The 22,572-nt window shown below is 68.3% G+C and carries 20 protein-coding genes, 1 tRNA gene and 1 pseudogene; 8 read left to right on the top strand and 14 right to left on the bottom strand.

The genetic code is table 11. From position 1 onward, the window contains the following. Nucleotide 1: 1 nt before the first annotated feature. From MJ785_RS00870 to MJ785_RS00860, 3 genes are read right to left on the bottom strand one after another with little or no spacing between them, the layout of a single operon-like run. A complete protein-coding gene (locus MJ785_RS00870) occupies nt 2-1,441 on the bottom strand; it encodes a PP2C family serine/threonine-protein phosphatase (RefSeq protein WP_239309997.1) in 1,440 nt (479 codons plus the stop codon). Continuing rightward, nucleotides 1,438-1,974 (bottom strand): FHA domain-containing protein, encoded by a 537-nt coding sequence (locus MJ785_RS00865; RefSeq protein ID WP_239309996.1) that lies wholly within the window; start codon nt 1,972-1,974, stop codon nt 1,438-1,440. The genes MJ785_RS00870 and MJ785_RS00865 overlap by 4 nt, the downstream gene beginning before the upstream one ends. Before the next feature lie 6 nt (nt 1,975-1,980). Next, complete coding sequence (locus MJ785_RS00860) at nt 1,981-3,492, bottom strand: FhaA domain-containing protein (protein WP_239309995.1); 1,512 nt, start codon at nt 3,490-3,492, stop codon at nt 1,981-1,983. A 113-nt stretch (nt 3,493-3,605) separates the two neighbouring features. On the opposite strand from MJ785_RS00860, the gene MJ785_RS00855 reads away from it, so the two are divergent. Next, nucleotides 3,606-3,688, top strand: a tRNA-Leu gene (locus MJ785_RS00855). A 375-nt stretch (nt 3,689-4,063) separates the two neighbouring features. Here the strand turns inward: MJ785_RS00855 and MJ785_RS00850 are convergent. The 3 genes from MJ785_RS00850 to purS form a co-directional block, all read right to left on the bottom strand. Beyond that, nucleotides 4,064-4,774, bottom strand: a complete 711-nt coding sequence (locus MJ785_RS00850) for an HNH endonuclease family protein (protein WP_239309994.1) — start codon at nt 4,772-4,774, stop codon at nt 4,064-4,066. A gap of 256 nt (nt 4,775-5,030) precedes the next feature. Continuing rightward, entirely contained in the window at nt 5,031-5,387 is a 357-nt protein-coding gene (locus MJ785_RS00845) for a rhodanese-like domain-containing protein (RefSeq protein WP_239309993.1), read from the bottom strand. A gap of 707 nt (nt 5,388-6,094) precedes the next feature. Further along, on the bottom strand, nt 6,095-6,358 hold the full coding sequence (gene purS / locus MJ785_RS00840; RefSeq protein WP_239310003.1) for a phosphoribosylformylglycinamidine synthase subunit PurS: 264 nt from the start codon (nt 6,356-6,358) through the stop codon (nt 6,095-6,097). A gap of 152 nt (nt 6,359-6,510) precedes the next feature. On the opposite strand from purS, the pseudogene larE reads away from it, so the two are divergent. Beyond that, nucleotides 6,511-7,329, top strand: a pseudogene (gene larE / locus MJ785_RS00835) (ATP-dependent sacrificial sulfur transferase LarE); the annotation flags it as partial. Between the two features lie 2 nt (nt 7,330-7,331). Here the strand turns inward: larE and MJ785_RS00830 are convergent. After that, nucleotides 7,332-7,628: a hypothetical protein gene (locus MJ785_RS00830; RefSeq protein WP_239344731.1), complete on the bottom strand. Its 297-nt coding sequence runs from the start codon at nt 7,626-7,628 to the stop codon at nt 7,332-7,334. Between the two features lie 305 nt (nt 7,629-7,933). On the opposite strand from MJ785_RS00830, the gene MJ785_RS00825 reads away from it, so the two are divergent. Next, nucleotides 7,934-8,329: a cold-shock protein gene (locus MJ785_RS00825; protein WP_239309992.1), complete on the top strand. Its 396-nt coding sequence runs from the start codon at nt 7,934-7,936 to the stop codon at nt 8,327-8,329. A gap of 71 nt (nt 8,330-8,400) precedes the next feature. Here the strand turns inward: MJ785_RS00825 and MJ785_RS00820 are convergent, their stop codons facing one another. From MJ785_RS00820 to MJ785_RS00805, 4 genes are all read right to left on the bottom strand, one after another. Next, nucleotides 8,401-9,234, bottom strand: a complete 834-nt coding sequence (locus MJ785_RS00820) for a 1,4-dihydroxy-6-naphthoate synthase (protein WP_239309991.1) — start codon at nt 9,232-9,234, stop codon at nt 8,401-8,403. Continuing rightward, nucleotides 9,231-10,163 (bottom strand): futalosine hydrolase, encoded by a 933-nt coding sequence (gene mqnB, locus MJ785_RS00815; RefSeq protein ID WP_239344728.1) that lies wholly within the window; start codon nt 10,161-10,163, stop codon nt 9,231-9,233. Before mqnB ends, MJ785_RS00820 begins: the two co-directional genes overlap by 4 nt. A gap of 63 nt (nt 10,164-10,226) precedes the next feature. Beyond that, a complete protein-coding gene (locus MJ785_RS00810; RefSeq protein ID WP_239309989.1) occupies nt 10,227-10,673 on the bottom strand; it encodes a hypothetical protein in 447 nt (148 codons plus the stop codon). Between the two features lie 258 nt (nt 10,674-10,931). Next, nucleotides 10,932-12,344, bottom strand: a complete 1,413-nt coding sequence (locus MJ785_RS00805) for an MFS transporter (RefSeq protein ID WP_308194802.1) — start codon at nt 12,342-12,344, stop codon at nt 10,932-10,934. A gap of 407 nt (nt 12,345-12,751) precedes the next feature. Between MJ785_RS00805 and MJ785_RS00800 the strand changes: the two genes are divergently transcribed. From MJ785_RS00800 to MJ785_RS00790, 3 genes are all read left to right on the top strand, one after another. Next, nucleotides 12,752-13,558: a DUF3027 domain-containing protein gene (locus MJ785_RS00800; protein WP_239379896.1), complete on the top strand. Its 807-nt coding sequence runs from the start codon at nt 12,752-12,754 to the stop codon at nt 13,556-13,558. A gap of 103 nt (nt 13,559-13,661) precedes the next feature. After that, the gene (purL, locus tag MJ785_RS00795) at nt 13,662-15,938 is read left to right on the top strand and encodes a phosphoribosylformylglycinamidine synthase subunit PurL (protein WP_239379895.1); all 2,277 of its coding nucleotides are present in this window, start codon (nt 13,662-13,664) and stop codon (nt 15,936-15,938) included. A 497-nt stretch (nt 15,939-16,435) separates the two neighbouring features. Beyond that, on the top strand, nt 16,436-17,365 hold the full coding sequence (locus MJ785_RS00790) for a hypothetical protein (RefSeq protein ID WP_239379894.1): 930 nt from the start codon (nt 16,436-16,438) through the stop codon (nt 17,363-17,365). 127 nt (nt 17,366-17,492) lie between these two features. Here MJ785_RS00790 and purQ read toward each other — a convergent pair whose 3' ends face one another. Further along, a complete protein-coding gene (gene purQ / locus MJ785_RS00785; protein WP_239379893.1) occupies nt 17,493-18,212 on the bottom strand; it encodes a phosphoribosylformylglycinamidine synthase subunit PurQ in 720 nt (239 codons plus the stop codon). A gap of 119 nt (nt 18,213-18,331) precedes the next feature. Further along, nucleotides 18,332-18,808 (bottom strand): ATP-binding protein, encoded by a 477-nt coding sequence (locus MJ785_RS00780; RefSeq protein ID WP_239309985.1) that lies wholly within the window; start codon nt 18,806-18,808, stop codon nt 18,332-18,334. A 439-nt stretch (nt 18,809-19,247) separates the two neighbouring features. Here MJ785_RS00780 and MJ785_RS00775 point away from each other — a divergent pair, with 439 nt between their 5' ends. Together MJ785_RS00775 and MJ785_RS00770 are read left to right on the top strand one after the other, a co-directional pair. After that, nucleotides 19,248-20,246 (top strand): DUF5926 family protein, encoded by a 999-nt coding sequence (locus MJ785_RS00775; RefSeq protein ID WP_239310001.1) that lies wholly within the window; start codon nt 19,248-19,250, stop codon nt 20,244-20,246. A 1-nt stretch (nt 20,247) separates the two neighbouring features. Then, complete coding sequence (locus MJ785_RS00770) at nt 20,248-21,507, top strand: geranylgeranyl reductase family protein (RefSeq protein ID WP_239379892.1); 1,260 nt, start codon at nt 20,248-20,250, stop codon at nt 21,505-21,507. On the opposite strand, the gene MJ785_RS00765 is transcribed toward MJ785_RS00770, so the two are convergent. Beyond that, nucleotides 21,481-22,572: MinD/ParA family protein (locus MJ785_RS00765; protein ID WP_239379891.1), on the bottom strand; the 1,092-nt coding region annotated here is incomplete at its 5' end. The genes MJ785_RS00770 and MJ785_RS00765 overlap by 27 nt on opposite strands.

Genomic DNA, 22,572 nt, shown 5'->3' with positions numbered 1-22,572 from the left:
GTCATCCTGGTGTGGCGAGCGACGAGGCGCAGCTGGCCAAGGACGTGGTGCCACAGAGCAGTTGGGCTGAAACGCTACCGGAGCCTGTCTGGGGGCTCCCGACGGGCTCCGCCCCCCCGGTGGAGCCCGCACCCGCGGTGGGCGTCGGTGCCGCGCTGGCCGTCACGGCCGGTGCCGTGCTGTTCGGGGCGGGGTCCGCGATGGCCGACATCATCTGCTCCCGGAGGGTCTTGATGAAGTCGCGGGCCTCACCGAGACTGCCCACCTGGTAGCCGCGCTTCACCGTGTCGCGGGCAATCGGCTTGAGCTCGGTCAGCGCTATGGCCGGCTGTGCGGGCTCCTTGAACGTGTGCAGGGAGATCCCGATGAAGTTTCCATCGACACCTTCGAAGATTGCTACCTGCTGGTTGTCCACACCGACGTAGTACTGCCTGTGGATGTAGAACCAGGCACCCAGCGCGGCGGCACCGAGGAGCACGACGGCGCACAGACCAGCGAGCAGCGGCCGAGGGAGGTACCGCCGGGCTGAGACGTCATCGGGCACGTCGTCCGGCTCCGGGTCGCGGCGATGGGTGCCGTGCCGGCCGATCCGGGCTCCCTTGGCGGCCGGTGAGTCCTGGTCGGGGAACTGCGGGTTCGGGCCGGTACGGGCCGCCGCGGCTCCCGGCACGATCCGTTTCTCCGCGGCGGCACCGGCGATCAGCGGGCGGTAGTCGTCCTCGTGACCGTCTTCCACCACGTCGGCGACGACGACCGTGATGTTGTCGGGGCCACCGCCCTTGAGCGCGAGTTCGACCAGCCGGTCGACGACTTCCTGGGGGCTGGTCAGCTGCAGCGCCTCGTGGATGGTCACTTCGGTCACGACCCCGGACAGGCCGTCCGTGCAGAGCAGGTAGCGGTCGTCGATGACCGCGTTCTGGATGAACAGATCCGGATCGACGTCGCGCCCGTCGAGGGCGCGCATGAGTAAGGACCGCTGTGGATGGGTGTCGGCCTGCTCGGCCGTGATCCGTCCCTGGTCGACCAGATCCTGGACCAGCGTGTGGTCATGGGTTACCTGGCTGAGGGCACCATCGCGGAGCAGATAGGCGCGTGAGTCGCCGACATGCAGCACGCCGAGGCTGCTGCCTGACAGCAGCAACGCGGTGACCGTGGTACCCATGCCTTCCAGCGATCCGTCCTCGCTGGACATCGCGCGCAGCGCGGCATTGGCCTGGTCCACCGAGTCCGCCAGCGCATCCAGAATGTCGCTGGCGCTGGCATCCTCATCCAGCCCGGCCAGCTGGGAGATCACGGTAGAGGAGGCCACTTCGCCGGCCGCGTGCCCGCCCATGCCGTCCGCGACGGCTACCAGGCGTGCGCCCGCATAGGCGGAATCCTCGTTGCCTTCTCGGACATGGCCGACGTCCGAGCGAACGGCGTAGTGAAGCCTAAGGCTCACCGGTGGAGCTCCAGGACGGTCTTCCCGATCCTGACCGGCGCGCCGAGAGGTACCGGCATGGGACTGGTCACCTTCGTGCGGTCGAGGTATGTGCCATTGGTTGAGCCCAGATCTTCGACGAACCACTGGCCGTCGTGGGGGACGAGTCTTGCATGTCTCGCGGATGCGAAGTCGTCCTCCAGAACCAGAGTCGAGTCCTGTGCCCGTCCGATGGTGACAGGCATGGGCCCGAGTGGAAGCGTTGTCCCTGCAAGTTGACCCTTCGTAACGACAAGCTTGCTCGGTGCTCGCGAACGTCGGCTGGGAGGCTTGTTCTGCGATGGTGCTGGTGGGGCTTGGCGTGCCGGTGTCGGTGCCGGTGTCGGGCGGGGCGCGCGTGCTGCCGCCTGGAGGTGCTGCTGGTGGCGTTTGGTCGGCCCGAACACGTCCAGCCGGACCGCACGGACGGCAGCCAGGACAAATGCCCACAATAGCGCCAGAAAACTGATTTTAACGACAAGCAGTACCAGGCTGCTCGGTCCGGACCCGTTCACAACGGCCTACCAGCCGCGATCGGGCTCAGGCGGCGCGGCCGGGCCGGCCGGACGCCCACGTTCCGGTGGGTTCCGGCGTGCGTCGGGGTGTGGCTGATCTGGACGGTAGGTCTCCTGCTCATGCATATCGACGCCGTCGTCGGGACCAGCCGGCCGGACGCCGCGCCGAGGGTCGCCGTGACTCGAGGGAAAGCCACGATCATTTGGCGGACGATGATCAACGGGTGCTCCATAGCCAGCCACGGTTGGGCCATACCCGTCCCGCGGCTCCGGAGGCGGACCGGGCATGCGGACGGCACGCTGGTCACGAGGGTCTGCGCCACCGCGGTACTGACCCTCCCTCCCGGCGTAAGGGTCGTTGTAGCGAGGATGATCACCATACGGATCCTCATACGGGGCAGTCTGCCGTCCCCCCGTGGGCTGGCCGGTTTCGGGCCGCCTACCGCCCCGGTAAGCATCCGTCGGTGGTGGGTAGCCGGTTGACTGACCGCCCCGGCGGGGGTCTTCCCGCCTCGGCTCGTCATAGTATGGGCTGCCCCGGTAGGGGTCTTCCCGCCTCGGCTCGTCATGGTATGGGCCCCCACGATAGGGGTCGGCCGGTGGGGGCGGGTATCCACCAGGAGCGCCGCGGTAGGGGTCCGGCGGCCGGCCGCGTGTGTCGGCTGGCGCGGTGGCTGGCGGCATGGTGGCGGCGGGGTATGGGACCGGTGCTCCAGCCGCTCCCGCGGGGCCGGCTGGAGCACGCCGCGCGGCCCGGTTCGCGCCAGCGTCTCGCGGGTCCTCCCGGCGGAAGGCGAGGATCGTCGCGCCCAGCTCGATCTGGTCGCCGTCGACAAGCCGTACCTGGCTGGCGGCTCGGCCATTGACGATGCTGCCGTTGGTGGAGCCGTGGTCGATGTAGACGAACTGGCCATCCTGCATCCGCCTGACCTCGCCGTGCCGGCGAGAAACACCTGTGTCATTGAGACGTATATCACATTCTACGCTGCGACCTATGACCGTGGTCTCGCTGTCCAATGGATATTCGCGCTCGTCTCCACCTGCCCTCCCGGTCGGGCCGGGCTTGACGGAGATCAGCAGGCGTGGTGCTCCCGGGGCGTTCGATCGCGGGCGTGCCGGCCCGCGTCGACCGGTCACGGCGCCGGGGTCGGCCGCCGCGACACTGCTGCGGATGCGGAACACCCCGACATCGAGATCATCGGCCTCGGCAAGGCGCACGCCGACGGGACCGACAAACGTGTAGTGCTGCTCGGCTGCGTGTTCGCGGACCATCTCGGCCAGCTCGTCGCAGAGCGCTTGGGTGTAGGGAGCGAGCCGGGTGAAATCCCCGACGGCGAGCTCGACCGCGAACTCGTTGGGGACGAGTACCCGGTTGGAACTGGCCGCACGCCGGTCGTCGGTCTCCCGGGCCAGCGCGCTGGCGATCTCGACCGGTTCGACGCCGCCCTTGAAGACCTTGGCGAACGCCCCCTCGACGAGGCCGCCCAGGCGGCGCTCGAAGCGTTGTAGCACGCCCATCTCGACCTCCCCTCCTCTAGGCCTTCTCCCAGCCCTGAGATCGTATGCTTCCATCTCCGCCCGGCCCACGGCTCGGGCGGCCTGGAGCGCGTGATAGCGTGATAGTCGCACTCGGGCGAGTGGCGGAATGGCAGACGCGCACGGTTCAGGTCCGTGTGTCCTAACGGACGTGGGGGTTCAACTCCCCCCTCGCCCACGTTCTGGTTCTTGGTGCTTGCCGCTCTTCGAGCGGCTTCACCGGTGGTGTCCTTCCGCTGGCGCTTCCCTGACCTCCTGGTGCCTGGGGCGTCGGTGTTGGGGCGTACCTGATCGATGGTGGTCGATGATCTGGAAGGTCGCCACCCAGCATCAGCGTGCCTCCCTCCGCGGTTTCGCGATCCATCCACCTGGACACCACTCCTTGATCTACGTCTTTCTTGCCGGTCGCTCGCAGCCCCGTCTCAGATGTGCTGGCATGGTGTTGTTTGAGTTTTCCGTCGTCGGTGTATGCCTGTTGGCTGACCCCGAGTATGGGGCTGTGCCTGTGTGCCGCTCGCAGGTACGCTCGTGACCGCTTCTGTCAAATGATCGGTCAATTCCTGCGGTTGCCGCCGAGTACTGGTTGACCTGGGCACTTGGCCAGCGTTTTGGCCATGGCGTCCCGTTCGCTTGGCTCCAGCCAAAGCCCGTAGCGGGCTTTCACGCCGATCTGACGGGCCACATACTGGCACCGGTACGCCTGGTTCGGCGGCAGCCACTGGGCGGCGTCGTCGTCGCTTTTGTCCTGGTTCGTCGGGCCGTCGACCGCGAGCAGGTTCTCCGGATCGTTCGCGAAGGCGACCAGTTTGTCCGATGGCCAGGAGGCGGCCCCGGTACGCCAGGAGTCCGCCAACGCGATGACATGGTCGATCTGGACAGCCGCGGCGTCCCGTGCCCTGTTGAAACGGACGGTCCGGCTGGTATATGGATCTTTTAGTTCGCCGGTCAGGACGATACACGGGTCCCCCTGCCTGACGGTCACCAGCGTCAGGTCCCGGCGCAGGATGTCGTTCCGGGTGTCACAACCATTGCCGTCGACGTCCTGCCAGGGATCACCAAACTTGTCCCGTCGGTACGGCGGCGAGTTCGTCGCGGCGTGGACCGGCATCGACCGTAACGTCGCGAGGGCGCTTCCAGCGGCGGCCTGCCCGCCCTGGCCGGCGCCACCGACCGCTCCGGCGTTTGCGGCTGAGGCGTCGCCGGCCGAGCCGCAGGCGGACGCGACGAAGACGAGTCCGAGGCAGAGCGCGAGCAGCGCCCTCACGCTGCCGGGGGCTCCGCGAGGGCGGGGTTCTCGCGTCCGGCGGAGATCTCGGTTTCGGCCGCTGGACGGCCGCGGGCCGGCAGCCGAAACGGCGGGACCGTCGTGGTTCATGACGCCTATTCTCTCGTCACGCGTGCGCTGATCGCGCGGTATCCACCGCCGCGGGTCCGCGCATCGCGGATACGGCGGACCTGTCCACAGCGAGGACCGCCTCCTTGACGTGGCGACCATCATCGGCGGCCGGCCACACCACCGGTCAGATCACCGCTGGCGGATGCGGTGCGGGTGCGTTGGTCGCCATCGGGCGCCCCGCCGCATTCCAGGCGATCATCCCGCCGTGGAGGTTGCGGGCCCGCCAGCCGCCCCGGTGCAGGTGAGCCGTGACCACGGCCGAGCGTTGCCCCGACCGGCAGACAACCACCACATCCCGTTCACGCGGCACCTCGTCGAGGCGTTTGAGCAGCTCACCCATGGGGATGTGCAGCGCGCCGGAGATATGTCCGGCGTCCCACTCCGCGGTCTCTCGGACGTCCAGGAGCAGGATTTCGGCGGTTGGCGACAGGTTGACCGGAATCTGATCAATAGTGACTGAAGGTACCTCGTCCGCGCCCATCCGCCCATCCTGTCAGCTGTCCCCGTCGTGAGCCGGGGCCTCGGCGTGCCGGGTTCCTCACCGGTGCCCGGTGGTACGGGTGCTCACTGGCGCGACAAAGATCACAGCATGCCTCCCGGGCCCTGCCACTGATTCCGCAGCCGGTTGTTGGCGGCGCACAAGACAGCCAGCCCGGTTGTTTTTTATCGTTGCTTCTTTGCTGGCCAGCTGATTCGGCATTGTTACCGAGGTTTTTCGGCATTGTGCCCATGCGCTCGGGGCCTGCGTCCCGCGAATCGGCGGCTGTGGTCACCGGAAGGCCTTTGGAGCCCTCGACGCTGAGCGCGCGGTGGCACCGTGATGAGCGTGGAATCACTTGATGTCGAGCCGTCGGGATGCGGCGCGGACGGGCCGTGGCTCACCTGCCCGTGGTGCGGGGGGATCGTCCCGTTGGCGCACCTTGTGCCCTCGGACGACGAACCCGATGCCAGAGTGGCTGTATGCGACTCGTGTGGACGCCGGGTCGCGTTCGTCTCACCGGCTGACCCGATGGCTCCCCCCGGATAGCGCGCCAGCTGAGCGTCACCAGCCCGTTGATCTGTTCGGAGAACAGGACGGGAACGACGGGAATATGAGCAGGCTGCCGCCTGCCCCTGCTCCTGACGGCTGGACAGCAACCTAAGCGGTCGCCGCCGGCAGACCCTGGACGAACTTCCGGCGGCGACCACTTAGCGGGATTGCGCAGGCACAGGTTCAACCCGGACGACGTAGTCTTCGATCACGGGGTTGGCCAGTACCGACGAGGCGAGCCGCTCGATCCGGGCGAGGGCATCGGCATCCGCCGCGCCGTCCACCTCCAGTTCGAACCGCTTGCCCTGGCGTACCGAGACGATGCCGGTCACACCCAGCCGCGGCAACGCGGTGAGCACCGCCTGCCCCTGCGGGTCGAGGATCTCCGGCTTCAGCATCACGTCCACTACGACCCTGGCCATGGCGCACGAGCCTATCGTCGCTCGTCAGCCCGGACCACGGAAGCCCGGACCGGGCATGCGTCCGGTGTGGGTGGGTCACTACCCTCGGACCTGTGTCGGCATCCGTAGCAGGGAGATCCGTGTCGTCGGAGGTGTCGACAGCGGACGGCCGTCTCCTGGCCGGCCACCTCGATGACCTGGCCGCGAGGTTCGCTGAGCTCGGCTCCGTACTGGTTGCCTTCTCCGGCGGTGCGGACTCGGCGTTTCTGCTCGCCGCCGCGGTTCGGGCGCTCGGTCCCGACCGCGTGGCAGCCGCCACCGCGGTCTCTGCCTCCCTGCCGCGGGCGGAGCTGCGGGCGGCGGCCGATTTCGCGGCGGATCTCGGGGTCCGCCATCTCACGCCGGCCACCAACGAGATGGGCCGCGACGGTTACCGGGCCAACGGGCCGGACAGGTGTTACTTCTGCAAGGCGGAGCTCACCGAGACGTTGCGCCCACTCGCGGCTTCCCTCGGGCTTGCGCATGTGGTGACCGGCACGAATGCTGACGACGCGGTGGCCGGGTTCCGGCCGGGTATCGGCGCGGCGGCCGCGCGGGGAGCACGCACCCCGTTGTTGGACGTCGGTCTGAGCAAGGCCCAGATCCGTGCGGCATCCCGGTTGTGGGGGCTGCCGACCTGGGACAAACCGGCCGCCGCGTGCCTGGCAAGCCGGATCGCCTACGGCGTCACCGTGTCACCGGGGCGTCTCGCCCGCGTTGAGCTGGCGGAGGCGGCGTTGCGGGCGGCGCTGGACACCGCCGGCTTGGGCGTGCGCAATCTACGGGTTCGTGATCTTGGCGAGGTGGCGATGGTCGAGGTGGACGCCACCCATGTGCGGGCGCTGGCGGCGCGGCCGGAGCTGCTGACGGTAATCGAGGGTTTCGAGCGGGTGGAGATCGATCCCCGCGGTTTCCGGTCCGGCTCGATGAATGAGCTGCTACCCCGCCCTTGACATCAGGAAGTTCCCGCTGGGGCGGGGCCAGCCGCTGTTGTCTCCTCGGGTGGTTCTGTCTCCTCGGGTGGTTCTGTCTCGTCGGGTGGTTCTGTCTCGTCGGCCGGCGCGGGGGAGAGCACAGCGGCCACGATCGCGACGAGCGCGACCCCGAGGCCGATCGTCAATCCGCCCGCCGCCAGCACGTTCAACCAGGTGGGCCGCTCGGTGACACCGAAGAAGAAAGGGATGATGATGATCGCGGTGGCGACGAGGCCGACCGCGAAGAGGCTGGTCCCGATCCGGACGAGCATGTCCACCGTTCGTCCGCGCGTGTTCCCGGGGAGCGTGCGCGATACGGCCACGGATGGTCGTGGCGCCGTCGGCCGATCAGACCGGTGGGGTTGTTGGTAAGCCACACCGGCCAGCCTACGGATCGCCGGGTGATTCCTGCTGCCCACGCCGGCACGAGAAGCCGGTGGCCGGGTCGTCGTTGCCCGCCGGTTGGCCGTGATCGGGTACGAATAGGCGCGGATGACCGCTCACGGCCGTGTCCCCGGATAGCCTTGGAGACCTCGACATCTGACTGAACAGTCTCCCTTCGCCACGCAGAACGAGGTCGCCCGTGCCCACCGGCAGAGTCAAGTGGTTCGACGTCGACAAGGGCTTCGGCTTTCTCAGCCGTGATGACGGCGGTGATGTGTTCGTCCATAAGGGCGCGCTACCGCCAGGGGTGGAGAAGCTCAAGCCCGGCGACAGGGTCGAGTTCGGCGTTGCCGCGGGCCGAAAGGGCGATCAGGCGCTGTCGGTGCGGGTACTCGCGGCTCCGCCGTCGGTGGCGAAAGCCGCGGCACATGCGGCTCGGCGCAGCCCGGACGAGCTTCACAGCATGGTCGAGGATATGATCAAGCTGTTGGACGAGGTGCAGAACTCATTGCGCCGGGGGCGCTATCCGGATCGCCGGACAGCCCAGACAGTGGCCAAGGTCGTCCATGCGGTCGCCGATGAGCTGGAGGCTTGAGCGCTCGTCTCGGCGCTTGAGCCTGTTGCGGATCTTCGGTCCGGCGCTGGTCGAATCGGCCGGCGCCGCGGTCAGCGTGGCAGAGCTGGCATCGGCGGGACGAGCCCGGCGGTGGCCGCTCGTCCCAGCAGCGTCTCGATCGCCGTGTAGCCTTCGTCATCGAGTGACAGGGTGTAATTATTAACATACAGTTCGATATGGGCGTTCACGACCTCGGTGTCCATTTCCTGCGCGTTGTTCAGCACATAGGTCCGCGATGCCCGAGGGTCGGTGAAAGCCGCCGCGACGCTTGCCCGCACCGCGGCTGAGAGCGCGCTGCCGTCCAGCGCACGCCGGCCGAGGACGGCTCCCAGCGGGATGGGCAGGCCGGTTTCGGACTCCCACCAGTCGCCCAGGTCCGCCACAGCGGTGAGCCCGTAGGACGGGTAGGTGAACCGCGATTCGTGAATGACCAGGCCGGCGTCGTACCGCCCGTCGCGCACCGCTGGCATGATTTTTTCGAAGGGCAGGACGTCGATGCCGCCGACGCCGCGTCCCGCTGCCCACAGGCGGAACAACAGATAGGCGGTCGTGCGCATCCCGGGTATCGCGATACGCGCGCCGGACAGGTCGTCCCGGCCGGCGGTGACCACGAGTGGTCCACATCCGCGTCCCAGGGCGCTGCCCGCGGACAGCAGCTGGTAGGAGCCCAGCAGCCAGGGCAGAGCCGCGTAGGAGACCTTCACCAGGTCGTCGAGGCCGGCAACGGCGCGGGAGTTCAGCACGTCGATGTCCGCGAAGGTCACGGTGACCGGCGGTACGCCCGCAACGAGCCCGTGCGCCAGAGCGTGGAAGGCGAACGTGTCGTTTGGGCACGGCGAGATTGCCACGGACAACGGCGATGGCAGTGCTGACCGCGATGTCACCGTGTGCCGGCCCCGGGAGCCGGTTTGGCCGGCCCGGCGCCGCAGGCACTGCCGTCAGCGGCGGGCAGGACGCTGGCAAGCGTGTCGATGCCGGCGGCCAGACTGGCGGCGGCCGCGCTGAGCCCGGCGAGTGCCTCCGGCACGTCCCAATTCGACCGGTCACGATGACCGACCGCGTTGCTGACCGCGCGGACCTCGGCGAAAGGTGTGTCGAACGCCGCCGCGGCGACACCGACCGCGTAGCCTTCCATTGCCTCGGCGGCCGGGCCGAACCGCAGCGCCAGCGCCGCGGCCCGCCGCTCGGTCCCGGTGACCGTGGAGACGCTGAGTACGGGTCCGGTCCTGATTGTCCGTCCGGTGACCGCGAGCAGGGTGACGAGCCGCTCGACGACACTCTCACGGGGAATCAGCCTGGACGGCCCGAGGCCGAGCTGCTCCAGGCTCAGGAACCCGTCGGCTCCGCTGTTCGCGCTGGATGCTGATCCGGCGGGCGGCGGCTGCGATGCGGGTTTGTCCAGCGGGCCGTCGGCGCCCGCCTCGGCACCGAGATCCGCGGCGACCAGCGCGTCCGCGACGACCAGGTCGCCGATATCGGCGCGGCCGGCGAAACCGCCCGCGATACCGAGGGAGATGACCAGGTCGAACGGGTCACCCGAAGCACGGGCGATCGCCAGCGCGGTCGCGGTACCCGCCGCCGCGGCCGGACCGGCCACTCCGGCAGCCAGGACGGTCACCGAACCAGACCGGCGTCCCAGGTAGGGGCCGAGCCGTACCGCGGTCAGGAGCTGGCGGTCCCATGACGGCACCGAGCCGCCGCGGGACGACGCGGCGCCGGCAACCGTGGCCCGCGGCTGCCACATCCCCATCATTCCGGCGCAGACCGCGTCAGCCTCCGGGCTGACCGCGGTGACCAGCAGGATTCGGTTCATACGGACCCCGATGCGGGGACGGGTCCTGAGCGCGTCTCGACCATGAAGTTGTCGATCATGAACCTATGGGTGGATGACAAGACGGAACGGCCAGCTTCCGGACGCTTGGCTGGAGCTACCGCTTGGCGCCTGGAAGATGGTCAGGGAGGCCTCGCCCTGTCCTTCCGGCACGGTCAGGCGGTAGTGCGGATCGGTTATGGTGTTGGAAATCCGGGCGTCGTTGGACGCCAGGAAATATCCATGGCTGGCAACCGACTTCGGAACGTCGATGTTGATCGTCTCCCCGGGAGCGGCGTGCAGCACCGGGAGCTGGTAGCCGGCATCCTTGATCACCCTGCCGTCGCGCTCGTACTGGGCGGCGTGCGCCTGTACGAAGTTTCGACCAGCCTGCATGCTCACCAGCGGCGTTGGCCGGTCGCAGCCAGTGAGCACTCCGACGAGCGCGCCGAGGACAGGCAGCACGATCAGGCGTTGCCATCGGATGCGGGGAAGTAGCCGAGATACGGACACGGTCGGAGGTTATCGTTCAGCACGGGTCGGATGCCGCTCGGATCGCGATCTGGCGAGTGGGTTGTCGGTCTCAGCTGATGGGGCTATTCCATCGGCGGTCCGGGCAGCCTGTCCCGCGGTCGCTCGCGGGTAGGCCGGGCTCGGGCGCATCACCGGGATCCGTTACGGCGTGTTCTGGAAGCCGTCGTTCGATCAGGGGGCCGCCTGGGGCGTGGCGAGCCGGACGGACGGCTTTCCGAAGCACACCCGAAGCACACCCTAGGACCGGACCGCGGTGTCCGGCAGCGTCGCCGCGTCTGGTAGCACCGCGGTGTCCTGGATGATCGCCGGGTGCCCGGCCACGAGGGTTGCGCCCGCGGCTGGCCCGGCCCACCCCGGATTTTCCGAGCGTCCCCGACGGGCGCGGCTCGCGGCCCGTGCCCGGTACAGGGCCCGGGTCTCCACGAACATTGTGAGCAGGACCACCGCGGAGGCTGCCGCGAAGCCGAGCGTCCCCGGCATCTCGATCAGGCCGACCGCGGCGCCGGCGACCCACGCGAGCGCAATCGCGGTTTCCGAGCGGGCGAACGCGGAGTTGCGGGTGTCCTCGGCGATGTCACGTTGGATGATCGCGTCGAGGCCGAGCTTTCCCATTGAACCCGCCATGCTTGCCAGCAAGGCCGCCAGCAGCGAGGTGAGCCTTGTGTAGTTGATCGCGGCGCCGAGACAACCACCTGATGCCATCAGCAGCGACAGCATCAGCAGTGCCTCGGGCCGCCGGCGGCCCAGCCGCCCGCCGATGAACACGCCCAGGCCGCTGCCCACCCCCGCGCAGATCGCCAGCGCACCGAGCCAGAGATTGGTGCCACCGCTCGTCCGCAGCAGAAACGCCAGGTAGAAGGTGAGGAATCCGACCAGGCCGCGCAGCACCAGAGAAGCGCGGAGCGCGACCGGCAGGCCGCCCATGGCGCGCAGCAGGCGGCTGGCCATGTTCCGGTGGCTGACGATTGCTCCCAGCACAAAGGCGCGTTTCTCACCGGCGGCGGAGTCGACGTGTTTGGGCAGATTGAATGCCAGCAGGACGCCGGTCATGTAGACGATCGCACAGACCCGCAGCACCCATGGGTAACCGACATGGGGAATCTTGGCGATGGTGAGGCCAAGCGGCGCTACCGCCGAGCCAGCCGCGATGTTCACCAGGGAGACCCGGGAGTTGATTTTCACGAGGGTCAGCTCCGGGGGCATGACGCGGGGGATCACCGCGCTGCGGGCCACCCCGAACCCACGGGAGAGCATGAGCAGGCCGAGCGCGAGGGGGTAGACGGCCACCCCGTGCTCGAGGGAACCGGCGAGCTGCCAGGCCAGCATGCCGCGGGCCAGGCAGATCGCGGCCAGCGCGGTGCGGCGGCCGTGGGCGAACCGGTCCAGCACTGGGCCGATCACCGGCGCCAGCAGGGTGAACGGCACCATGGTGATCAGTAGGTACATGGCGACCTTCGACCGGGCCTCGCCCGTCGGCACGGCGAAGAAGAGGGAGCCGGCCAGCGCCACCGTCACCAGCGCGTCCCCCGCCGCGTTGACGACGGAAAGCTCGGTGAGGGCCGCGAGCCCCGACTGCTCGGCGCCGCCGCTGCGGCCGGACGCACGCAGCCTTCGAATCCCGCTGGTGACAGCACTGCCCACGTTCACCATCCAGAGTGTCCCCTCTCCCCAGGAGGACCACCGCGACCACGCGGCACACTTCCGGAACCTGTAGGCGACAATACGTACGTGGAGGCTCAGGATGTGCAGCGTGGCTCAGCGATAGCGACACCAACGGTAGCGTCGACATCGTCCGATCCGGGATCGTCCAGCCCGGGAACACCGACCTCGAAGCCATCTGCCGCGGATGGGAGCCGGGCTGATCCCCAGGCATCCGGGTCGCTGCCACGGAAGAGCCGGGGCGTGTCGGCGCCCGCTGAGCCGGAGCCCCCGGAGCTGGCGGGGCGAGTGGCCCGGCCCCCCGCCTCGAAAACCCGAAAACACCGAAAACACCGAAGGCCCCGCGGGCGGCCAAGGGGCCCAAACCGCCCGCGCTGGACGCCGCGTGCGCCACGGCTGTGGAGGAAGCCCGCGCCGCCGCGGTCACCGAGGCTGATGATCCGAGCTGTGTTGGCGAGCACCTCGGCGTCGAGGCGGAGGGCGAGCGTCTCGTCCTGCATCGCTTTGCGTGTACGGCCCGAGCCTATCCCGGTTGGGTGTGGACGGTGGTCGTGAGCCGCGCGTCGCGGATGCGGAAAGTCACTGTGGATGATGTTGTGCTGTTGCCCGGCGACGGCGCCCTGACCGCTCCGCAGTGGGTGCCGTGGTCGCAGCGGCTGCGACCGGGCGATGTCGGGGTCGGGGATCTGCTGCCGACCGCCGTGGACGACCCGCGGCTCACCCTGCGTCTCGGTGATGTTGAGGAGTTCGTCGACACCGACGCCTGGTATGAGATCGGGCTCGGCCGTCCGCGGTTGTTGTCCGTGCTGGGGCGTGACGATGCGCTTGCTCGTTGGTACGCAGGCGAGTCCGGCCCGGAGGCGTCTATCGCGCGGGTCGCTCCCGCGGCCTGTCAGACATGCGGTTTTCACGTTCGTCTGGCCGGTATTCTCGGCCGCGTGTTCGGGGTGTGCGCCAACGAGATGGCCCCGGATGACGGTCGGGTGACCGCCCTTGATCATGGCTGTGGGGCGCACTCGGAGGCGCTGGTCGCTCCCTCGGCGCATCCCGAGGCGGTTGTGTATGACGATGATCCGGGCGACCTGGAATCATCCGACCTGGAACTCATCGGTGTGTCGGCACACTCGCCCGGTTCGGTGCAAGACGATGGCGCTGGTGCGGTAACCGGCGACGGCGCCGGTCCAGAGCCCTACGGCCACTCCTGATGACAGCCTGGGTGTCCGTGTCATTTTTGTCGTTGTTGTCACGGTGGAACCACCGAGGCTGGGTGGCCGAGATCGGGTTGTCGCGGCCGGAACCTCCGGGAGGATGGACGACGTGACCGGCGTACCAACCACGGTATCCACGAGCCAGGCCCTTGGCCTCACCGATGAGGAGTACACCCGGATCGTTTCCGCGCTGGGTCGACCGCCGTCCGATGCCGAGCTTGCCATGTACGCGGTGATGTGGAGCGAGCACTGTTCGTATAAATCGTCCAAAGTGCACCTGCGGCGCTTCCGTGACATACCCGCCGGTGACCGCATGCTCGTCGGTATGGGCGAGAACGCCGGGGTGGTCGCTGTTGGTGAGGGCCTTGCCGTCACCTTCAAGATCGAATCACATAACCATCCGAGCTTCGTGGAGCCGTACCAGGGCGCGGCCACCGGCGTCGGTGGGATCGTCCGCGACATTCTGACGATGGGCGCCCGGCCTGTCGCCGTCCTTGACTCGCTGCGGTTCGGCGACGCGGACGCGCCCGACACAGCGCGGGTGCTGCCCGGGGTGGTCGCGGGTATTGGTGGCTACGGCAACTGCCTGGGCCTGCCGACGATCGGCGGGGAGGTCGTCTTCGATCCGTCCTATCTGGGGAACCCGCTGGTCAACGCCTTGTGCGTGGGGGTGATGCCGGTCGGGCGGATACAGACTTCGGCGGCAGCCGGGGTTGGCAACGCGGTCGTCCTGCTCGGCGCGAAGACCGGCCGGGACGGTATCGGGGGGGTGTCGGTCCTGGCCTCGGCGACCTTTGACGAGGGCGGCGGACCGGCCCGCCGGCCGTCGGTGCAGGTCGGCGACCCGTTCACCGAGAAAATCCTCATTGAGTCCTGTCTGGAGCTGTTCGACCGCGGGCTGGTCGTGGCTATCCAGGATCTCGGCGGCGCGGGGCTGACCTGCGCGCTGACCGAGACAACCGCGGCCGGGCTCGCCGCCGGTGGTCCCGGCGGCATGGCGGTCGATCTCGACCTCGTCCCGTTGCGGGAGGCGTCGATGGCGCCGCACGAGATCCTGGCGAGCGAGTCCCAGGAGCGGATGCTCGCGATCGTCGCTCCGGACTCGCTGGCAGAGGTGCTCACGGTCACCGAACGCTGGGGCGTCCTTGCCACTCGGATCGGAAGTGTTACTGACAGCGGTCGTCTTGTCATCCGGTGGCATGGCGAGGTTGTCGTCGACGTGCCACCCGGTTCGCTTGCCGACGACGGGCCTGTGTACAACCGGCCGATCCGCAGGCCGGCGGATCTGGACGCGCTGCGGGCCGACGATCCGGCGGTGCTGCCGCGTCCGATCAGCGGAGACGACCTGCGCTCAACTCTGTTGGCTATGATTGCTTCACCGAATCTGTGTTCAAAGACCTGGGTGACCGATCAGTACGACCGCTATGTGCAGGCCAATACCGTGCTCGCGCAGCCCGAGGATGCCGGGGTTGTCAGGCTCTCGGAGGAGACCGGTCTTGGTATCGCTCTGGCGACAGATGGTAACGGTCGGTATGCCCGGCTCGACCCGTTCACGGGCGCGCAGCTTGCCCTGGCTGAGGCATGCCGCAACGTGGCCGCCACCGGTGCCGTGCCGATCGCGGTCACGAACTGCCTGAACTTCGGTTCGCCCGAGGACCCGGAGGTCATGTGGCAGTTCGCCGAGGCGACCCGGGGGCTCGCGGAGGCCTGCCGCCACCTTGGCCTGCCGGTGACCGGCGGCAACGTCTCCTTCTACAACCAGACCGGCTCGATGCCCATCAATCCCACTCCGGTGGTCGGCGTCCTCGGCCTTTTTGACGACGTGGCCAGGCGTGTCGCGATCGGTTTCACCGACGAGGGCGACTCACTGCTGCTGCTTGGGGAGACCCATCCAGAGTTCGGCGGGTCCGAGTGGGCGTGGGTGTCGCACCGTCACCTGGGTGGGCAGCCGCCCGCGGTCGATCTCGCCGTGGAGAAGCTGCTGGCTGAGATCCTGGTTGCGGGTTCGCGTGACGGAATGCTGACCGCGGCGCACGACCTGTCCGACGGTGGTCTGGCGTCCGCTCTGGTCGAGTCGTGCCTGCGCGGGGGGCGTGGTGCCCGCATCGTCTTCCCCCGGGCCGCGGACGTGTTCACCGAGCTGTTCAGCGAGTCGGCTGGCCGAGCCGTGGTGGCCGTCCCCCGATCGGAGGAGCTGCGGTTCACCGACATGTGCGCTGCCCGCGGGCTGCCATGCCGGCGCATCGGCGTGGTGGACGGCGACACTCTCGACGTTCAGGACGCCTTCGCTATCAGCCTCGACGACCTCCAGAGGGCCCACTCGGCCACGCTGCCCGCGCTCTTCGGGGCTGCGGTCCCTGACAGCTGTCTGCCGTAACTCGCGCCATCTCGTGAGCGTTCCAGCCGAATGCGTTTCAAACATCGTCGCGGCTGTTGTGAGTATGTCAGAAATGACTTCCGCCGTGGTGCCGCATCAGATATTTCTGTCATAGCGGAGTAGTAGCGCCTGGTGACAGGGCAGCGTGAACCAGGCGTCCAGTCCTCAGGCGCCCGTGGGCGTTCTCAGAGCGTGTGTGAGATCGGGCTTTCGATCAGTGAGCCGCGTCCAGGCGCTCCCTGGCAAGGCGGAAGGCCGAAGCGATACCGGATGAGTTGTATCGGTGTGGCCGACAACGCAGCCAGCGGGCGCCTGGGCGCGGCGAGCCGGAATGACGATCTCACACGCGCTCGCACTGTGCCGGGCTGACAGCGAGGAGCTGACAGCGAGGGGACGATGGCGAGGGGATGATGGCACTTTCCAGAACGGCGGCGGAACTGTATCCGGAAATCGGGCCGGCACCGTTGAACTGCGGAACGTTGCGGAAGCGGCTCCGTATGGCGGACGCGCAGTTCGATGACGCGGTGGCGGAGCTCGTTCTCGCGGGTATGGCGATTGTGGAGGGGCGGCGGATCCGCCGGGCACCGATCGAGCGGACTCAGCCGAACGTTTCCCGTGACGCGCTCGTTGTTTTCGACCAGCTGCCGCCTGACGGCACTCCCGTTGGCGGCCTGCGGTTGCGCAGCGCTGTAAGGATCACGAACGACCGTTATCGACTGGCTCTGGACGAGCTGAAGACCGCCGGTCTCGTCCGGATCGGGCGGGGCCGCGGGGGCACGGTCGCCCGCGCTGACGATGTGTCCCAGCCAGCCGGCGATGAGCTGCTCGAAACGCACATCGACGACGCGGGATCCGCCGCCACCGGCCCCGGCCAGCTGGTACGCCGGGAATCCGAACTGTACCGGCCGTTCGTCGACTGGTACCAGAGCGAGATCGACACAGCGGGACTTACGTTCAGCCACATCCGAGAGACAGCTACCGCGCGTAGGCGGGCGCGGGCCAGCGGCCAGTGGTCCCGGCCGGACGTCGCGGCGGTCGAGGTCTGGAGTTCGTATCTGCTGCCCGACGTTGTCCTCACGATTTCGTCTTTTGAAATCAAGCGGGCGGTCGACGCCAATCGGCTGGAGTCACTCTACGAAGCCGCGGCTCATGGACGCTGGGCGCACTGTCCGAGCCTGGTCGTCGAGACGGCCTCTGAAGAGGATGAGGAAAATCCGCTGCCCGACCACATCCTCGCCGAACTCGACCGGTTGAAACTGGGTCTGTACACGATGTACAACCTCGGCTGTGGATCCTTTCGGGTGAAACAGTACATACCGCCGTCGAGACGTGTGCCCGACCCGGGCTACCTGCACGACCTGCTGGAGTACTTCTTCGCTGATGACAATCGGCAGCGAGAGAGGTACCGGTTGGCGATCCGTCGCTGAGCGCGCATGCGTGGTGAGGGAATCGGGTGGCTGAGCACGATGAGCTGGGGCGCCGGAACGAAGGGAGGACGCCTTCGCCGTATTCCTCGGCGCTGCCGCCCGCCCGCATCGCCGGCTATGGCATCGATCAGTCGGTGAATACGCCGGAAAGCACCGGCCGGAACATTGCCAGACCGTCCGATCCCGGGCCGGTCAGCGGCTCGACGGCATGCTCGGGATGTGGCATCAGCCCGACAACCGTGCCGCCGGCATTGCAGACGCCGGCTATGTCGGCGACCGATCCGTTCGGGTTCCCGCCGAGGTAGCGGGCAACAACCAGGCCGTCATACTCGAGCTGGGCGAGTGTTGCCGGGCGCACGATATAGCGGCCCTCACCGTGTTTTACGGGGATGATCACATCGGCGCCGGGCGTGTATTCCGAGGTCCACGCGGTCGACGTGTTTTCCATCCGCAGCCGCTGGTCCCGGCAGACGAAATGCAGGCCGACGTTGCGGGAGAGCGCCCCGGGCAGCAGCCCGGCCTCACACAGCACCTGAAATCCGTTGCAGATACCGAGGACGGGCAGCCCGTCGCGGGCCGCGTCCACGACCGCACCGACCATGGGGGAAAAACGAGCAATCGCCCCGGCGCGAAGATAGTCGCCATAGGAGAATCCGCCGGGCAGCACCACCGCGTCCACCCCGCTCAGCTCGGTGTCACCATGCCAGAGCGCAACAGCCTCGCCACCGCCGAGCTGGATGGCGTGCGCGGCGTCCCGGTCATCCAGGGAGCCCGGAAAGGTCACCACACCAATTCTTCGCGTCACCGGTGACGCTCCGCCGGCTGTTCCGCGCTGGCCGCTGCTCATGCGGGCAGCTTACGGCGTGTTTCGGAAGTCGTCATTCGATCAGGGAGCGGCGTCCGGGTGGGTGGATCGCGAGGCTGCGGGCGCCGGGTCTCCAGTAGCGACGAGGGGCGGCCGTGCGTTCAGGAGCCGCAGCGGGCGGGGGCGCGTTCCAGCCGGCTGGCGGGCGAACTCTCGTCCCATTGCAGTAGTTTTTCCAGATGCACCCGGATGCCGGGGTGCGGGCCATCCACAATATCGAACTGGACATTGTCCATAAGTGCGTACATGACGTAGATGCCACGGCCGTCTTCGCAGATCGCGTCATTGGCGGACGCCTCAAGAATCATAGTGTCTATCTGGAAGACGTCGAAGCCGCCGCCGTTATCCAGTACTTCGATGGCGGCCACCTGGTTGTCGACGTTGACCGAGACCTCGTACCAATCGAGCCCTTGGGCATGTTTTAGCACGTTGGCGCATGCCTCGGTGAGCGCGAGTTCCACATCGTCCACACACTCCTGGTGCGCGCCGAGAACCTTCAGCGACTGCGTGCACATCCGGCGGACAACAGGAATGGAGATCTCGTCCCGGGGGAGCGACAGCGAAAATCTGATCTCCATGTTCGAACTCCTACCCCGGTGAGTGACGGCTAACCGGCTCTGGTTTCCTGGCGGCCGAAGGGTTTTCGATCATGATTTTCTCGCCTGCTCGCCTGCTTCAGGGGCCGCACGAGATCCTGGACTCGCCGTGACCGAGGAGCCGATGATGCGTGTTCCGGTGATTCCGGCCCGCCCGCCAGACCCGTTGCCGGTGGGCGGGCGATGGTCCGCGTCCCCTCCCGTGCCGCGGCGTGGCAGATCCAGTACGAACTGGACGGTGACATGGACGGGTTGATGGGACGCGCTGGCCGCAGGTATTAGCCTGGCGCTGCCAGCATCTGTGAAGCCGATCCGTCAAGCCGAGGAGCACCCGATCACCCGCAGACAGACCGCCCGCCGTCCCGTGCCGTCTTTCGCCGGATCCGGCTCGTCCGGGCCTGGCGTGTCCAACGAGGCTGACCTGGCCGTACCCGGGACACCGCGGGGCGTTTCCAGGGCCGGTGAGGCAGAATTCCCCGTTGTCGGGCCGCGGTCACCGTGTCCCTGTGGGTCGGGGCGCCGTTACAAAGCATGTCACGGGGTACGGCGGCGGCCCGCGCCCGTCCTGCGGCCTTTTGCCGGCCGGGCTGATGAGCCTGATCTGGTGGCTCTGCGTGAGTTGGTGCCCAGCGCGACCGCTCCACTCAAGCTCTCCGCCGGTTACCTCGCGGACCATCCCGAACACGCCGACCGCTCGATCCTGCTCGGCACGATGCTGCCGCAGGCGGTTCCCGCCATCGTCCGGGAGAACGGCGAGATTCTCCTGGCGATGCAGACGGGCGTGCCCAGCGACGACGCGGGCGCGGACATCGCGCGGGCGCTGCTCGCGGCACTCGCCGCGCAACCCGCGGGTCCGGTCGTCCCACCGCGGGCGCCAGCGGGCGGTGCCCGCGCGGATGACACCCAGCCCGGCCCGGCACTGCTGGACATCCTTGATCCGGCCCCGCTGGACATTACGGTCCACGCCGGGTTCACCTGGTGGATCCCAGCGTCCGAGGACGGCAGCGGCCCTGCTCCGGAAGTTGTTGCCGCACTCGAGCGGGCAAACGCGGCTGTCGTCCCGACCGCCCGCTTGGCCTCGGTTGACGCGGCTTACTGGTGCCGTCCGGGGGAACGGGCACACCTGCGGTGGGTTCAGGCCTATGCGGAGGAGCCCCTGTTGGATGCTCTCGCGCGGCTGGCCACGGCAGGTTGTCTCACGGTTGGTGACGGGTCCCGTTTTGTCGGATCGTTCCGGGCCGACGGTCTGGTCGTGCCGGTATGGGACCTTGCCCCGGGCGCTGATGCGGACAGTTGTGAGGAACCAGCCAGCGAGCTGCGGGTCCGGTTGGAACATGCGGTTGCCGACCGGACCCCGCTGGATCCGTCGCAACGCCGGATGCGCGCCGGCGTCGTGGGCCGGACTCTCACGCTACGTTAATATGCCAGTCGATATTCCTGATCGGTCGGGTACTCCAGGCGAGATGTTCGACGTGATAGTGATCGGTGCCGGTCCGGCGGGAGCCAGCGCCGCCCGTGCGGCGGCCAGGGCCGGCGCCACCGTCTGTCTGCTTGAGCGGGCTGAGCTTCCCCGGTACAAGACCTGTGGCGGCGGTTTGGTCGGCCTGTCGGCCGATCATGCCGGTGTCGATCTGTCGAACCTGGTCCGTGCGAGCATTGACCAGCTCACGGTCACTCTCAACGGCCGGCTGGCACGGACCAGGCGGCGGCCGGGCCGGCCGATGCTGTCCATGGTGATGCGTTCGGAGTTCGACCGGGCGCTGGCGGACTCGGCCTGTGCCGCCGGGGCGAGCCTGCGGACGGGTGTCCACGTCACCGGCCTGCGTGAAGTCACCGGACTGGACGGACCGGACGGAGGACCGGACGGACCGGACGGCGGCGAGGTCCGTGCGGCCGAGGAGTTCCAGCGGCGGCAGGCTGGTTGCGTCGAGGTGTCGGTGCGGGGCGGGCCCGGCCTGCGTGCCCGAGTCGTTGTCGGAGCTGACGGCGCGTCCGGGCGGACCGGTGGTTATGTGGGCGTCCGGTGCGACCAGGTGGACGTGGGGCTGGAGGGTGAGTTCCCGGTGAGCGCCCCGACCGCGCGGCGCTGGGCCGGCCGGGTGCTGCTCGACTGGGGCCCGGTCCCCGGTTCATACGCCTGGCTGTTCCCGAAGGGGGAAGCGCTCACGGTCGGTGTGATCGGTTCGCGGGCACACGGCGGCGCGCTTCGTTCCTACTACACCGATCTGGTGCGCGGTCTCGGTCTGGACGCGGTGACACCGCTGCACGACTCCGGGCATCTGACGCGGGTGCGGGCCGTTGGTTCGCCGTTGCGCCGGGGCAGGGTGCTGGTTGCCGGCGACGCGGCGGGTCTGCTCGACCCGTGGACGCGCGAAGGCATCTCCTTCGCGCTCCGTTCGGGCCGCCTTGCCGGCGAGGCCGCGGCCCGAGCCGCCCTCGGTGACCCCTGCGCGCTCGTGGACTATCCCAGGCGCGTCGAAGCGGTGCTTGGCCCTGAGATGGACGCCGGCCGCGAGGTACAGGCGGTCTACACGCGCCATCCCGGGTTACTGCACGCGTTGCTGACCTGCATGCCGGGTACGTTCGGCCTGTTCGGGCGGATCGTGGACGGCCGCACCACAGTGGCCCGGCAGCTGCGACGCCCCGGTGTCCGTTCAGTGACCGCCGCGATCACCCGCTGACCGGACCGTCGGGACAGGCCGTGAACCTGTCTGCCCAAACCGTTCGGCGACGGCGCCAGCGATTTCGAGGAATGCCTGTCTGGTCGCCTTTCGCATTCCTTCCAGCATGATGCGTCCACCAATTGCCAGATGCGGATCGTAGGGTACCCGGACGACTCGCCGGGTACGGGCGGTGAAATGCTGTTCGAGAGTGCTCAGGTCCACGGATTCCCCGTTTGTCGGGAACGTCGAGATAACCGTTACCGCTGCTCGCACCTGGGCCGCGTACCCGTGCGCGTCCAGCCAGTCCAGCGTGGCGCTGGCGGATGAGCCGCCATCCGCGCTGGAACTGCTGACGATCACCAGCGTGTCGGCGAGCCGGAGGACGGCGGGCATGGCGCTGTGCAGGATCCCGGTGCCACAGTCGGTCAGCAGGATCGAGTAGTGCCGCTGCAGGATGCCGTCGACGGCAAGGTAGTCGGTGTCGGCGAACGCCTGCGAGATCTCGGGCGCGTTCGCGGAGGCGAGCACCTCCAGGCGGCTGTCGGCCTGTGACAGGTATCTGCGGACATCCACATAACGGTCCAGCGAGCCGGCGTTGTCGAGTAGATCACGTACGGTGTTCGTGCATGTCCGTGGTACTTTCGCGCCCAGCGTGCCGCGGTCCGGGTTCGCGTCGATCGCCACCACCCGGTCCCCGCGCAGGCTCGCCAGCGTCGACCCGAGGGCCACGGTTGTCGTGGTCTTGCCGACACCGCCCTTGAGCGACATGACCGCGATCCGGTGGCAGTCATACAGGGGGGTGCGGATGTGCGTGATCAGGCGCCGATGGCGTACCTCGTCGGCGGACGGCCCCGGGTTGATCGTTCCACCGGATGCCTTGAAAACCAGTTTCCGCCAGCCCCGAGATGCGCTGTCTGGCTGAGCCGGCAGTAACGCGCTGGTCATGAGTCTGCCGGGCGCGCCGTTCGGGGACGGCGTCAGAGCGGGCGTATCAGCCGCTGTGTCATGGCCAGCGGGACGGATACCAGGCGCTGGTGCCGGGTACTCGGTGCTGGGCTGGTGGCTGTCCGGATACCTGCCGTC

Source organism: Protofrankia sp. CiT1, assembly GCF_917627335.1.
GTDB lineage: Bacteria > Actinomycetota > Actinomycetes > Frankiales > Frankiaceae > Protofrankia.
This window is presented reverse-complemented; position numbering and strand designations above follow the sequence as displayed.